Origin of the sequence: Bradyrhizobium sp. NBAIM08, from assembly GCF_020193935.1 — a bacterium.
GTDB lineage: Bacteria > Pseudomonadota > Alphaproteobacteria > Rhizobiales > Xanthobacteraceae > Bradyrhizobium > Bradyrhizobium yuanmingense.
Genome location: NZ_JADYVR010000001.1, coordinates 1,055,255 through 1,068,626, shown reverse-complemented (window position 1 = coordinate 1,068,626; position 13,372 = coordinate 1,055,255). Strand labels below are relative to the sequence as shown.

Here is a 13,372-nt window from a genome sequence, read left to right as displayed (position 1 = left end):
CCGTGAAGCTCGACATCCTGCACGAACTCAATGCCGAACGCGCCGCGCGCCGGCCCGTGATTCTGGTAACCGACACCGAGAGCGGCGAGCAGCGCCTGGTGAAGGCGAAGGATTTCGCCAAGGATCCGCTGCGCGCCGAGCTCGAGAAGCAGCTTCGCATAGGCAAGAGCGCCAGTGTCGAGGCCGGCGGCAAGAAGCTGTTTCTCAACGTCTACGCCCCGACGGCAAAGCTCGTCATCATCGGCGCGGTGCATATCAGCCAGGCGCTCGCGCCGCTGGCGCGCTCGCTCGGCTATGACGTCACCGTGGTCGATCCGCGCACGGCCTTTGCAAGCCCCGAGCGCTTCCCCGACATTCCGCTGATCGCCGAATGGCCCGATACTGCGCTGCCGCCGCTCAATGTCGATGCCTACACCGCGTTCGTGGCGGTGACGCACGATCCCAAGATCGACGACCCCGCGCTGCTGCACGCCTTCGAGCGCAACTGCTTCTATATCGGCGCGCTCGGCTCGCGAAAGACGCATGCCAAGCGTGGCGACCGATTGCGGGCGCAAGGCGCCAAGGAAAGCGACATCGCGCGCATCCACGCGCCCATTGGGCTAGCGATCGGCGCGGTCTCGCCGTCCGAGATCGCGGTGGCGATCATGGCCGAGATCACGGCCGTGCTTCGGCTGCCTCCCAAGGAAAAAGAAGAAGCGGCATGAAGTTCGGCCCGGCGAGCCCCAGGGATGCGATTGGCGGGGTGACCGTCCACACCCTGCGCCAGGGATCGCTGGTGCTGAAGAAGGGCACGACGATCGGACCTGCCGAGGTCGAGGCGCTGGAGCGCGCCGGCATCAAGGACATCGTCGTGGTGCGCATGGAGGCGGGCGACGTCTCCGAGGACGTTGCCGCCGCCAGCATCGCGCTCGCCATCGGCGGCGAGGGCATCCATGTCGAGCGCGCTTTCACCGGCCGTGCCAATCTGTTCGCCGCGCGAGCGGGCGTGCTGGTGATCGATCGCGCCGCGGTCGACCGCATCAACAACATGGACGAAGCCATCACCTTTGCCACGCTCGCCGCCTACAAGCCGGTGGTCGAGGGCGAGATGGTCGGTACCGTCAAGATCATCCCGTTCGGCGTCGAGGCGAGTTTACGCGATGCCGCGGTGAAGGCGGCGGGCAAGGACGTGCTGAAGGTCGCGCCTTACGTGATCAAGCGCGTCGGCGTGGTCTCGACGCTGCTGCCGGGCCTGTCCACCAAGGTGATCGACAAGACGCTGCGCGTCACTGCCGAACGGCTGGCGCCAGCCGGTGCCAGCATCATCGCCGAGCGCCGGGTCCCGCACGAGGAGCAGGCGCTGTCGGCCGCGATCAAGGAATTGCTCGGCCTGGGCGCCGAGCTCGTGATCGTGTTCGGTGCATCCGCGATCGCTGACCGCCGCGACGTGATTCCGGCGGCCGTCACCGGAATCGGCGGCGAGATCGAGCATTTCGGCATGCCGGTCGACCCCGGAAATCTCCTGCTGATCGCCCGCGCCGGCGAGGTGCCGGTGCTGGGCGCGCCGGGCTGCGCGCGCTCGCCGGTCGAGAACGGTTTTGACTGGGTCTTAATGCGGCTTCTCGCCGGCATCAAGGTGACCCGCTCCGAGCTGATGGGCATGGGCGTCGGCGGCCTCTTAATGGAGATCGTGACGCGGCCGCAGCCGCGCGCCAAGCCGGAGACCGAGGGCAACAGCCAGGTCGCGGCCATCGTGCTCGCGGCGGGCCGCTCGACCCGGATGGGCGGGCCGAACAAGCTGCTCGCCGAGCTCGACGGCAAGAAGCTGGTGCGCCTCGCGACCGAGCAGGCGCTGGCCTCTAGGGCATCCGAGGTGATCGTCGTCACCGGCCATCAGGCCGAGCTCGTCGAGCAGGCGCTGCAAGGCCTGAAGGTGACATTCGTCCGCAATCCGGACTTCGCCGGCGGCATCGCCAGTTCGGTGAAGGCCGGCATCGCCGCCGTTCCCGAGACCTGCGATGGCGCCGTCGTGTGTCTCGGCGACATGCCGCTGATCGACGCCGGCCTGATCGACAGGCTGATCGACAGTTTCGCGCCCGACCGCGGCAATCTCATAGTCGTTCCCGTCAGCGAGGGCCGCCGCGGCAACCCGGTGCTGTGGTCGCGCCGCTTCTTCAAGGAGTTGATGACGCTCGACGGCGACATCGGCGCGCGGCATCTGATCGCCAAGCACACCGAGGCGGTCGCCGAAGTGCCCGTCGACGGCGAGAGCGCCTTCCTCGACATCGACACGCCGCAGGCGCTGGAGGCGGCACGGCGGGGCTGAAGGTGCGTAGGGCGGATTAGCCGAAGGCGTAATCCGCCGCTGTGTTTCTCCGCGGAAACAAAAGAGGCGGATTACGCTTCGCTAATCCGCCCTACGGGACTACGGCATCCTCCAAGCCTGCCGATTTCAACCACCCGTTCACCATCTGGAAACGACCGCCGCTTAGACTCGCCTCCACCTGCCTTGGGGGGAGGGGTTTTCCATGGCTTCGAACATCGTCGCGCGCCGTTGCGCGATGTTTTTCCTTGCGCTGTCCGTCTTTGCATCCGGCGCGCGCCATACGACAGAAGCCGAGGCCGCCGGCGCCATCGCGGTCGGCAAGTGCGGCGCTTATGGCCAGGCCTATGATTATGGCCACGAGCACGAGGCCCGCGCCGCCGCGCAGAAGCAGTGCAAGGGCGATTGCACCACCATGACAATGAAGCGCGCCTGCGCTGCGATGTCGGTCGATATGACCAATCCCTGCGGCGCCTACGGCTATGCCGTCAAGCCGAATATTTCCGCCTCGCTCAACGCCGCCACGCGCGAATGCTACAAATACGGCGGCAAGGAATGCGTGATCCGCGCTTGGGCCTGTGACGCCAAAGGGTGATTTTCTCTTGCTGTCGTGATCGGGCGTTGCGTAGCATCGCCTCGGGAATGACAGTGGAAGGCATACATGCAGTTCGACACCAAGATCGCGGTCGTGATCCGTACCGATCTTCAAGCCTGGCAGAAGCTGAACGTAGCCTCCTTCCTCACCAGCGGCATCGCCGCGGCCTTTCCGGAATGCATCGGCGAAGCCTATGAGGACGCCTCGGGCACGAAGTATCATGCACTGATCGGCCAACCGATCCTGATCTATGGCGCCGACGGTCCGGCGCTGTCGCGCGCGCTGGACCGCGCGCTCGCCCGCAACGTCAAGGCGGCGGTCTATACCGAAGACATGTTCAAGACGACACATGATGCCGCCAACCGCGAGGCGGTGAGGGCGGTTGCGCGTAGCGACCTCAATCTCGTCGGCATTGCGATGCGCGCCGAGCGGAAGGTGATCGACAAGATCGTCGACGGTCTCAAGTTCCATAGCTGACAGATCGAGAGCACCGCGCGGCGTCATCGGGGTGTCATGATGGACCCGCCCTTGCGCAAACATTGTGCTTTTTGACTCTCCTCAAGGGTGCGCCGGGCGGCGTCGCTATTCTGCTTCACAAAGCACAAGGAGCAGACCGATGCCGACCATGAAAGCCGCAATCGTCAAGCAATTCGGCAAGCCGCTGGTGATCGAGGACGTGCCGGTGCCGCAGCCCGGTCCGGGCGAGGTTCTGGTCAAGGTCAAGGCCTGCGGCGTCTGTCACACCGATCTGCATGCCGCCTCCGGCGACTGGCCGGTGAAACCGGTGCCGCCCTTCATCCCCGGCCATGAAGCCGCCGGCATCGTCGCCGCGCTCGGGCCCGGCGTGAAGAATCTGAAAGTCGGCGATGCCGTCGGCGTCGCCTGGCTGCACGACGCCTGCATGTCGTGCGAATATTGCGAGACCGGCTGGGAGACGCTGTGCGAGCACCAGCACAACACCGGCTACAGCGTCAACGGCGGCTTTGCCGAATATGTCATCGCTTCGGCCGCGTTCGCCGCCAAGCTGCCGGCGACGATCGATTTCGCGGCCATCGCGCCGATCCTCTGCGCTGGGGTCACCACCTACAAGGGATTGAAGGAAACCGAGGCCAAGCCCGGCGAGTGGGTCGTGATCTCCGGAATCGGCGGGCTCGGCCATGTCGCGATCCAATACGCCAAGGCGATGGGGCTGAAGGTCGCCGCGGTTGATATCGCCGAGGACAAGTTGGAGCTGGCGCGTGAAACCGGTGCCGATCTCGCGGTCAACGCGCTGGCGGATGGTGCAGTGGAGAAGGTGCTGACGGCGAGTGGGGGAGGCGCGCATGGCGTGCTGGTGACGGCGGTGTCGACTGCTGCATTCGCTCAGGCGCTCAAGATGGTGCGTCGCAAGGGCACTGTCAGCCTCGTCGGCCTGCCGCCGGGCGAATTCCCGACACCGATCTTCGACGTCGTGCTCAAGCGCATCACCGTGCGCGGCTCCATCGTCGGCACGAGGCGTGACCTCGACGAAGCCATCGCGTTCGCCGCCGACGGCAAGGTCAAGGCCGAGGTGACCAAGGTGCCGCTCGCAGCGATCAACGACGTCTTCGACCGGATGAGGGCCGGCAAGATCGACGGTCGCATGGTGCTGGATTTTGGCTAAAGCGTTTTCGAGCGAAGTGGACACCGGTTCGCGTTAAGAAAACGCGTCAAAACAAGAATCTGGCGCTTTACCCTGGCGGCATGCCGTCGAACTTCACCAGGCCAGGGTCGAGAGGATCCCACTCATGGCCGCGCGCGGCGAAGGTCACCGCCTGCGGCCTGTAGCGGGCGGGCTCGTCGAGGCTTGCCGCCCGGATCGTGAACACGTCAGGCTGCGCCGCGAAGGTCATGTAGACAGCTACGCCGCATTGTGTGCAGAAACCGCGGGTCTTCACCTTGCCGTTGTCGGCGACCATGTCCCAGTGCCTGGCATCGCCCGTCAGCGTGACGCCGGCGCGCGCGAAGGTCGCGTACGAGCCATGGCCGCTGCCGCTTTCCCGCTGGCAGTCGCGGCATTGGCAGTGATTGCTGAAGAGGGGCTCCCCTTCGATCGAATAGCGGATCGCGCCGCAGGCGCAGCCGCCGGTATAGGGCTTCTCCATCGCAATATCTCCCACTCAACCTTCGCCGCTGATCTCGTCGAGCTTGCGAACGACCTTCTTCCAGCCGCCGCTCATCACCGTGTAGGCCGACTCGTTCCTGGGCAGGACGAAGCCCGCATGCACGAGGCGGATCCGCGTGCCGGCTTCGACCGGGGTGAGGGACCAGGTCACGACGGTGTCGAGCGGGGCGCCATAGCCGGTGTTGCGCTCGTCGCCGCCTTTCCAGGCGTAGACGAGGCGGCGATGCGCCACGACCTCGAGAACCCGGCAATGGATCACGCCGTCCCAGTTGCCCCCCGGGGTGGTCTGGAAGGTGAAGGCCTTGCCTTCGACGGCTTCGAAGCCGGTCGGCTGCATCAGCCAGCGCCCGATCAGCTGTCCGCTGGTCAGCGCCTTCCAGATCGTCTGGGCTGTGTGAGGGAAGACCTCGTCGATGACGATGTCTCTTGTGTCGGCTTTCAACGCGGCAGCACTCACGGGTCGATCTCCTTCAAGAGGTCACGCAGGTTCCGGAAACGCTCGCGCCAGAAGACGCCGTAATGGTCCATCCAGGTGACCAGCGGCTCGAGTCCCTGCGGCGCGGCGCGGTAATAGACGTTGCGGCCCTCGGCGCGCTCGGCGACGAGGCCCGCTTGCTTCAACGATTTCAGGTGTTGCGAGACGGCTCCTTGCGTGACGCCGCTGCCGCGCGTCAGCTCGGCGACGCTGATCTCTTTGCTCTCGAACACACGCTCGAACACGGCGCGGCGGGTCGGATCGGCAAGGGCGCGCATCACGGTGGTGACGGGGTTTGGGGTGGCTTCGATCATGCCATCAAATTAGCGGATACTAATGCATTAGTCAACACTAATTCGTCTGGACAGTCGCCGCCCCCGCGCGCTCTTGACTATGACTGACCAGTCAGTCATATATATCGAATGACGAAGAAGCCGACCAAAGCCGCCTTGCCCTCCGCCGCTCCCACCGGAGCGAACGACCCTGGGACTGCTGGCCCCGATGCAGCGCCTGCCTCGAACCGCGCCTCGCGTGCGGCGGAGCGGCGTGCGGCGATCGTGGAGGCGGCGATGGAGGAGTTCATCGCGCGCGGCTTCGCCGCCACCAGGCTCGACGACATCGCCAAGCGCGCCGGCGTCGCCAAGGGCACGATCTACCTGCACTTCAAAGACAAGGAATCGATGTTCGAGGAGCTGGTGCGCATCGTCATCGTTCCCGTGGTCGCACGGCTGACCACGCTGCCGCCGCCGGCAGGGTCGGTGCGCGACCTCATCGAGACGTTCGCCGGCAACTTCCTGAAGGAGGTGATCGGCACGAGGCGGGGCGATCTGGTGCGTCTGATCGTGGCGGAGGGGCCGCGCTTTCCGTCCGTCGCCGACTTCTACTACCGCGAGGTGGTCTCGCGCGGGATCACTGCCATGCGCGCGCTGATCGAGCTCGGCATCGCCCGCGGCGAGATCCGGCAGAAGGACCTCGCGCGCTATCCACAGATCCTGGTCGCGCCCGCGATGATCGCCGTGATCTGGCAGAGCCTGTTTGCGCGGCATGCGCCGCTCGACGCGCAGGAGATGCTGCGCGTTCATCTCGATTTGATTTTTGGCGAACGGAGGACGACATGAGGTCGTCGCAAGTAATTTCTGTCTTGGCATTGGTCCTTGTGCTCGCAACCGGGCTTGCCGGGTGCAAGGAAAAGCGCGATCCCGGCTTCCAGGGCTGGGTCGAGGCCGACATGATCTTCGTCAGTCCGGACGAAGCCGGGCGCGTCACCAAGCTCAACGTCCGCGAAGGTGACGAGGTCAAGGTCGGCGATCACCTCTATTCCGTCGACGACGATCTCCAGCTTGCCGACCTCAACCAGCAGAAGGCGACGCTTGCGAACGCGCAGCAGACCTATGACCGTGCGGCTTCGCTGAACAAGACCGGTTCGGGCACGCAGGCCAATCTCGATTCCGCCGTGTCCGCCTTGCGCGTCGCGGAGGCGCGGGTGGCGACCTCGGAGACGCGGATGGCGCGGCGCAAGGGCTTTGCGCCGGTCGCCGGCACCATCCAGCAGATCTATTTCCGCGAAGGCGAGATGGTGGCGGCGCAGCGGCCGGTGCTCTCGATCATGCCGCCCGGCAACATGAAGCTGCGCTTCTTCGTGCCGGAGACCGAGCTGCCGAAGCTCGCGATCGGCGACACGGTGCGTGTCTCCTGTGACAATTGCGCCGCCGACCTCACCGCGAAGATCTACTTCATCGCGACCTCGGCCGAATACACGCCGCCCGTCATCTACAGCCTCGAAGAGCGCAACAAGCTGGTCTATCTGATCCAGGCGCGACCCTCGCGGCCCGATGCCTTGCGCGTCGGACAGCCGATCGACATCCACCTCAATCCCAAAACTCCCGAGACCAAGACACCGGTGGCGGACAAGCGATGAGCAACGGCAACGGCATCGCAATCGACGTCAAGGGCCTGACCAAGTCATTCGGCGGCCGCGAGGTCGTGCACGATCTGTCGATGCAGGTGAAGCGCGGCTCGATCTACGGCTTCCTCGGTCCCAACGGCTCGGGCAAGACCACCACCATCCGCATCCTCTGCGGCCTGCTGACGCCCGACAGCGGCGAGGGCACCTGTCTCGGCTATGACATCCGCCGCGATGCCGAGAAGATCAAGCGCCAGGTCGGCTACATGACCCAGCGCTTCAGCCTATACCAGGACCTCTCGGTGCGTGAGAACCTCGAATTCGTGGCGCGGCTCTATGGCCTTGCTGACGCGCGCGGCGCCGCGCGCGCCATGATCAAGCGGCTCGGGCTCTCGGGGCGGGAGGAGCAGCTCGCCGGCGAGCTCTCGGGCGGCTGGAAGCAGCGGCTGGCGCTCGGGGCCTGCACGCTGCCCAATCCACAATTGTTGCTGCTGGACGAGCCGACCGCCGGCGTCGATCCCAAGGCGCGGCGCGATTTCTGGAACGAGATCCATGCGCTGGCCGCCGAGGGCCTCACGGTGCTGGTCTCGACCCATTACATGGACGAGGCCGAGCGCTGCCACGAGATCGCCTACATCGCCTACGGCTATCTGCTGGCGCACGGCACGGTGGAGGAGGTGATCGCGAAGTCGGCGCTGACGACCTATACCGTCACGGGCGACGACCTGAACGAGCTTGGTGCCGCGCTTACGGGCAAGCCCGGCATCGACATGGTGGCGCCGTTCGGCACCTCGCTGCATGTTTCCGGCCGCGACGTCCCGGCGCTCGAAGCCAGCATCGCGCCCTGGCGCGAGAGAGGCGGCCTGCACTGGCAGAAGTCCAAGCCCTCGCTCGAAGACGTGTTCATCGAGCTGATGGGACGCTCCAAGGACAATTTCCAATGAGCGCGGTAGAACATCCCGAACCACGGCGCGAAATCCGCGAGCGTTTCGGTTTCCTGCGGCGCTCCTACGCGATGCTGGTCAAGGAGTTCATCCAGCTGAGGCGCGACCGCGTCTCGTTCGCGATGATCGTGATGCTGCCGGTGATGCAGCTGATGCTGTTCGGCTATGCCATCAACACCACGCCGCGTCATCTGCCGAGCGCGGTGCTGCTCCAGGAGGATTCCGATCTCGCCCGCTCGGTGCTGAAGGCGCTGGAGAACACCAAATATTTCCGCTTCCTCTACGAGGTTCACGACGTCGACGATTTCGACAACCTCCTGAAGTCCGGCAAGGTGCTGTTCGGGGTCGAGATCCCGCGCGGCTTCGAGCGGGCGGTGCGGCGCGGCGACAGGCCGGCGCTGCTGGTCGCGGCCGACGCCACCGATCCGGTCGCCGCAAGCGCTGCGCTCGGCTCGCTCGGCATGATCGTGCAGACCGCGCTCGCGCACGATCTCTATATCGGCGAGCCCCCGGAGATGCCGTTCGAGATCCGCGCCCACGCCCGCTACAATCCGGCCGCGAATTCCAGCCTCAATATCGTGCCAGGCCTCGTCGGCACCATCCTCACCATGACCATGCTGATCTTCACCGCGCTCTCGGTCACGCGCGAGGTCGAACGCGGCACCATGGAGAGCCTGTTGTCGATGCCGATCAAGCCGGTCGAGGTGATGTTCGGCAAGATCGTGCCCTACGTGCTGGTCGGCTTCGTCCAGGCCTTCCTGATCATCAGCATCGGTGTCGGCCTGTTCGGCGTGCCCGTGCTCGGCAATCTCGTCCTGCTGGCGCTGCTGTCGACGCTGTTCATCACCACCAATCTGGCGGTCGGCTACACCATCTCGACGCTGGTTCAGAACCAGCTCCAGGCCATGCAGATGTCGATGATGTTCTTCCTGCCGAGCATTCTGCTCTCCGGCTTCATGTTCCCGTTCGCAGGCATGCCGGCCTGGGCGCAATATCTCGGCGAATGCCTGCCGCTGACCCATTATTTGCGGATCGTCCGCGCCATCATGCTGAAGGGCGCGACCATGGAGAATTTGCGCTTCGATACGCTGGCGCTGGCGGCCCTGATGCTGCTCGCCATGACCGTCGCGGTGACGCGCTTCCGCCGCACGCTGGATTGAGGCACAATACCCCGGAATCGAGGGGCGGGATGGCCAAGTTTGCGAGCAGGAAAGCGCGGCAGCATGCCGTCTTGTCGGAGGACTTCGAGCGCGAGCTGACGCGGGAGGTGCTGCGCACCGAGCTGTTGCGGGTCCGGGCGCTGATCGCGACCGGCTGCGTCATGACCCTGTTCCTCACCGCAATCTATCTGATCGACCCCGCCGTGGTGAACCGGGTCTGGCGCGGCACCGAAGGGCTCGCCGAAGTCTACGGCCTGCTCGTCGGGTTCATTTTGTTCGAGGTCTGGGTCCACACCCAGATCAGGAAGAACCTCCGCCTCGACCGCGACGTGCCGGTGGCCAGGCGCTATATCGGCACGCTGATCGAGACGTCGCTGCCAACCGTGATCCTCATCCTGCAGATCCGGACCATGGGCGCGACCCAGGCCCTCGGCTTCGCCGTGCCGCTGATGTATTTCATTTTCGTCATCCTCTCGACGCTGCGGCTCGATTTCTGGCTCTCGACCTTCACCGGCTTCGTCGCTGCTGCCGAGCTGTTCGTGGTCGCACGGGTCTACGATCCCTCGAGCAGCGTCGGCGAGCCCCAGCTCTATTTTCACGCGGTGCGCAGCGCCATCATCCTGATCTGCGGCGTGCTCGCCGGCGCCGTCGGCGCGCAATTGCGCCGGCAGTTCGCCGCGAGCATCGCGGCCGCCACCGCGCGTGACCGGGTCACCAATCTGTTCGGCCAGCATGTCTCGCCGCAGGTGGTGGAGCGGCTGATGACGGCGGGAACGGGCGCTAGCGGCGACGTCCGCCGCGTCGCGGTGATGTTCGTCGATTTCCGCGGCTTCACGGCCGGTGCGCAGTCGCGCAGTCCGCAGGAGGTGGTCGACCGGCTCGACGGCGCCTTCGCCGTCCTGGTCGACATTCTCGACCGCCAGGGCGGCATCGTGAACAAGTTTCTCGGTGACGGTTTCCTCGCGCTGTTCGGCGCGCCGCTGGAAGCATCCGACGCCGCGCACCGCGCGGTCGCCGCCGGCCGCGAGATGCTCCGGGCAATGGACCGCATCAACGCAGAGAGCAGCTGGCCGCTGCGGATCGGCATCGGCATCCATTTCGGCGAGGTCGTCGCCGGCAATATCGGCTCGCCCCGGCGCAAGGAATACACGGTCATCGGCGATACCGTGAACTTCGCCTCGCGACTCGAGGCGCTGAACAAGGATTTCGGCTCGCAGCTCCTGATCTCGGCGTCCGTGCGCGAGGCGCTGGGAGCCGACGGCAGCGATGCCGTCGCGCTCGGCGAGGTCGAGGTGCGCGGCTACGAGCAGAAAGTACCGGTGTTTCAGCTGGGGTAATGTGCATCACACATCGGCGCGCGCAGTTCACTTTCATCCAAGCGATTGCTCCGATTGCACTCGATTTTGGGGCATGACGAGCGATGTTTTCGGCTTGTAGAGTGCTGCGCGATGCGGCCGGTCGCGGCCGCGACTTGCATGCGGAAGTGACGATGCAGCGCCGCTACATCACCGTCGACGTGTTCACCGACCGCGCCTTCGGCGGCAACCAGCTCGCTGTGGTGCTCGATGCCGGCGGGCTGACGACGCAGCAGATGCAGGCGATCGCGACCGAGTTCAATTATTCCGAGACCACTTTCGTGCTGCCGCCGCGCGACAGGGCCAACGACGCCGAGGTGCGCATCTTCACGCCGGTGCAGGAGATCGCCTTTGCGGGCCATCCCAATGTCGGCACTGCCTTCGTGCTGGCCTCGATGGCGAAGGAGCCGAAGCCACGCCTGCTGTTCGAGGAAAAGGCCGGGTTGGTCCCGGTCGAGATCGTGCGAGAGCAGGGCAGGGTGGTCAGAACCGAGCTCACCGCGCCGCAGCCGCTGCAGCGGCTCTCAACGCTGTCAACAGCGGAAGCCGCGAGCTGCATCTCGCTCGTTGCCGACGACATCAAGACCGACAATCACGAGCCGCAGATTGTCACCGTCGGAAACGCGTTTCTGGTGATGGAGCTGCATTCGCGTGAGGCGCTGAAGCGGGCCCGGCCCGATGCTGCGGCCTTTGGCAAGGTCTTGCCGCGCGACGGTGCCCGCTCGGTGTGGTTCTATACGCGCGATGTGCCGGCGGCGGAGGCGCCTTGCGAGCGACAGGCGCGCATGTTCATGCGCGGTGCCAGCGGCCTCGTCGAGGATCCCGCCACCGGCAGCGCCACGGTTGCCGCCGCCGCGCTGTTCGCCGATCTCGATCCCGCGCGCGATGGTGAGCTCAAGCTCACACTCGGCCAGGGTTTTGACATGGGTCGTCCAAGCATCCTCTCGACCCGCGTACGCAAGCAGGACGGCAAAATTGTATCCGCTCACGTCGGCGGCGCTTGCGTGCAGATGATGGAGGGGACGTTCCGGCTGGCGGGGGAGGGGTAACTTGTCATTCCGGGGCGCGCGTAGCGCGAACCCGGAATCCATCTAGCCGCAGTGTTGGTGGAGGAATGGATTCTCAGGTGCGCAATTGCGCACCCTAGCGCGCGCTGCGCGCGCCCGGGAATGACGGCTGTGGCTACACCTGCCGCCCCGCCAAATTCTTCACCGCAACCCCATCGCGCTCCTCGATGATCTCCGCGATCATCTGGCGGTGGCAGTGGGTGTGGTCGCGCTCGTAGCAGAGCAGGCACACCGGGCCGGCCTTTTTCACCAGCGCAGAAAGCTCGTCCATCTCTTCTTTCGCCTGCGGCGTCTTCAGGTGCTTGGAGAAGATCTTCTCCAGCACGTCGTATTGACCGCTGCGGGCGGCGAGGCGGCCTTCCTTCGGCGTGCCGAGCGCGGCGAGATGGACATAGCCGATGCCGCGCTCGTTGAGGCCCGCCGAAAGCTGCTTCTTGGAAAAACCTGGCCGGCGCGACGACGTCACCGCGCGTACGTCGACCACGAGCTTGACGCCGGCCTGTTCCAGCTCGTCCAGCACGGCCTTCGGCGGCGTCTGCTCGTAGCCGATGGTGAAGAGCTTCTTCGCCTTTGCCATGGGACCCTCAACTCACCCGTGCGATCAGTTCCATGGCGCCGTGCGGTGCGCGCACCTTGCCCTCGTGGATGACGTAAGCGAACACGTCGCGCGGCTCCTTCTTTGGCTTGGCCTTGTCAACCTTCGGCAGGTCGTCGGGTTCGCCGCCGGAAGCCCAGGCTTGAAAGCGCTGGGCCCAGGCATCGAGCTGCTTCGGCGGATAGCAGGTCTTGATCTCGTCATTGCCCTTCTGCAGCCGCGCATAGACGAAATCGCCGGCGACATCTGCGATGGCGGGATATTTGCCGTGCTCGGCGAAAACCACGGGCGTCTCGAACTCGCGGATCAGCGCCACGAAGTCCGGCGTGCAGAAGCTGTCATGGCGCACTTCCACGACATGGCGCAGCGCGCGCCCCTCGAGCTTGCGCGGCAACAGCTCCAGGAACTTGCCGAAATCGGCGCCGTCGAACTTCTTCGTCGGCGCAAACTGCCACAGCACCGGCCCGAGATGATCGCCGAGTTCCAGCACGCCGGAATCGTAGAACCGCTTGATGGAATCGCCGGCCTCCGCGAGCACGCGGCGGTTGGTCGCGAAGCGCGGTCCCTTCACCGAGAACACGAAACCGTCGGGCACCTCGCTCGCCCATTTGCGAAAGCTCTCCGGCTTCTGCGAGCCGTAATAGGTGCCGTTGATTTCGATCGAGGTCAGCTTCGAGGCGGCATAGGACAGCTCCTTCGCCTGCGCGAGCTTCTCCGGATAGAACACGCCGCGCCAGGGCTCGAAGGTCCAGCCGCCGATACCGATGAAGATGTTGCCGGATTTTTTGGACGCAGTTTTTGCTTTGGCCACGGAAGGATCTCGCATCGACGGG

At 65.3% G+C, this 13,372-nt stretch carries 16 protein-coding genes; 11 read left to right on the top strand and 5 right to left on the bottom strand.

The genetic code is table 11. The annotated features are described in order from the left end of the window. Window positions 1–2 precede the first annotated feature (2 nt). The 5 genes from I6F37_RS05260 to adhP all read left to right on the top strand — a co-directional run bounded on the left by I6F37_RS05260 (window position 3) and on the right by adhP (window position 4,539). Complete coding sequence (locus I6F37_RS05260) at window positions 3–704, top strand: XdhC family protein (protein ID WP_225150514.1); 702 nt, start codon at window positions 3–5, stop codon at window positions 702–704. Beyond that, window positions 701–2,305, top strand: coding sequence for an NTP transferase domain-containing protein (locus tag I6F37_RS05255; protein ID WP_225150512.1), 1,605 nt, complete (start codon window positions 701–703; stop codon window positions 2,303–2,305). The genes I6F37_RS05260 and I6F37_RS05255 overlap by 4 nt, the downstream gene beginning before the upstream one ends. A gap of 202 nt (window positions 2,306–2,507) precedes the next feature. Continuing rightward, entirely contained in the window at window positions 2,508–2,897 is a 390-nt protein-coding gene (locus I6F37_RS05250) for a DUF4189 domain-containing protein (RefSeq protein ID WP_225150510.1), read from the top strand. Between the two features lie 66 nt (window positions 2,898–2,963). After that, a complete protein-coding gene (locus tag I6F37_RS05245) occupies window positions 2,964–3,374 on the top strand; it encodes a DUF2000 family protein (RefSeq protein ID WP_057029516.1) in 411 nt (136 codons plus the stop codon). Window positions 3,375–3,513: 139 nt separating this feature from the next. Beyond that, complete coding sequence (gene adhP / locus I6F37_RS05240) at window positions 3,514–4,539, top strand: alcohol dehydrogenase AdhP (RefSeq protein WP_036027781.1); 1,026 nt, start codon at window positions 3,514–3,516, stop codon at window positions 4,537–4,539. A gap of 67 nt (window positions 4,540–4,606) precedes the next feature. Here the strand turns inward: adhP and I6F37_RS05235 are convergent, their stop codons facing one another. From I6F37_RS05235 to I6F37_RS05225, 3 genes are read right to left on the bottom strand one after another with little or no spacing between them, the layout of a single operon-like run. After that, window positions 4,607–5,020 (bottom strand): GFA family protein, encoded by a 414-nt coding sequence (locus tag I6F37_RS05235; RefSeq protein ID WP_036012827.1) that lies wholly within the window; start codon window positions 5,018–5,020, stop codon window positions 4,607–4,609. A gap of 15 nt (window positions 5,021–5,035) precedes the next feature. Then, the gene (locus I6F37_RS05230; RefSeq protein ID WP_036012826.1) at window positions 5,036–5,497 is read right to left on the bottom strand and encodes an SRPBCC domain-containing protein; all 462 of its coding nucleotides are present in this window, start codon (window positions 5,495–5,497) and stop codon (window positions 5,036–5,038) included. Then, on the bottom strand, window positions 5,494–5,829 hold the full coding sequence (locus tag I6F37_RS05225) for a helix-turn-helix transcriptional regulator (protein ID WP_036012825.1): 336 nt from the start codon (window positions 5,827–5,829) through the stop codon (window positions 5,494–5,496). Before I6F37_RS05225 ends, I6F37_RS05230 begins: the two co-directional genes overlap by 4 nt. A gap of 108 nt (window positions 5,830–5,937) precedes the next feature. Between I6F37_RS05225 and I6F37_RS05220 the strand changes: the two genes are divergently transcribed. The 6 genes from I6F37_RS05220 to I6F37_RS05195 all read left to right on the top strand — a co-directional run bounded on the left by I6F37_RS05220 (window position 5,938) and on the right by I6F37_RS05195 (window position 11,926). Next, the gene (locus I6F37_RS05220; protein ID WP_085969158.1) at window positions 5,938–6,633 is read left to right on the top strand and encodes a TetR/AcrR family transcriptional regulator; all 696 of its coding nucleotides are present in this window, start codon (window positions 5,938–5,940) and stop codon (window positions 6,631–6,633) included. Continuing rightward, window positions 6,630–7,433: an HlyD family secretion protein gene (locus tag I6F37_RS05215; protein ID WP_036012824.1), complete on the top strand. Its 804-nt coding sequence runs from the start codon at window positions 6,630–6,632 to the stop codon at window positions 7,431–7,433. The genes I6F37_RS05220 and I6F37_RS05215 overlap by 4 nt, the downstream gene beginning before the upstream one ends. Beyond that, on the top strand, window positions 7,430–8,362 hold the full coding sequence (locus I6F37_RS05210; RefSeq protein ID WP_036012823.1) for an ABC transporter ATP-binding protein: 933 nt from the start codon (window positions 7,430–7,432) through the stop codon (window positions 8,360–8,362). Before I6F37_RS05215 ends, I6F37_RS05210 begins: the two co-directional genes overlap by 4 nt. Next, window positions 8,359–9,522: an ABC transporter permease gene (locus I6F37_RS05205; RefSeq protein ID WP_036012821.1), complete on the top strand. Its 1,164-nt coding sequence runs from the start codon at window positions 8,359–8,361 to the stop codon at window positions 9,520–9,522. The genes I6F37_RS05210 and I6F37_RS05205 overlap by 4 nt, the downstream gene beginning before the upstream one ends. Window positions 9,523–9,551: 29 nt before the next feature. Beyond that, a complete protein-coding gene (locus tag I6F37_RS05200) occupies window positions 9,552–10,859 on the top strand; it encodes an adenylate/guanylate cyclase domain-containing protein (protein ID WP_036012819.1) in 1,308 nt (435 codons plus the stop codon). A gap of 152 nt (window positions 10,860–11,011) precedes the next feature. Further along, window positions 11,012–11,926 carry a PhzF family phenazine biosynthesis protein gene (locus tag I6F37_RS05195; protein WP_036012834.1) on the top strand — a complete coding sequence of 305 codons (915 nt, stop codon included), beginning with the start codon at window positions 11,012–11,014 and terminating at the stop codon, window positions 11,924–11,926. 133 nt (window positions 11,927–12,059) lie between these two features. On the opposite strand, the gene I6F37_RS05190 is transcribed toward I6F37_RS05195, so the two are convergent. Next, entirely contained in the window at window positions 12,060–12,521 is a 462-nt protein-coding gene (locus I6F37_RS05190; RefSeq protein WP_036012818.1) for a DUF488 family protein, read from the bottom strand. Between the two features lie 7 nt (window positions 12,522–12,528). Then, window positions 12,529–13,365, bottom strand: coding sequence for a DUF72 domain-containing protein (locus tag I6F37_RS05185; RefSeq protein WP_085969157.1), 837 nt, complete (start codon window positions 13,363–13,365; stop codon window positions 12,529–12,531). Between the last annotated feature and the right edge of the window lie 7 nt (window positions 13,366–13,372).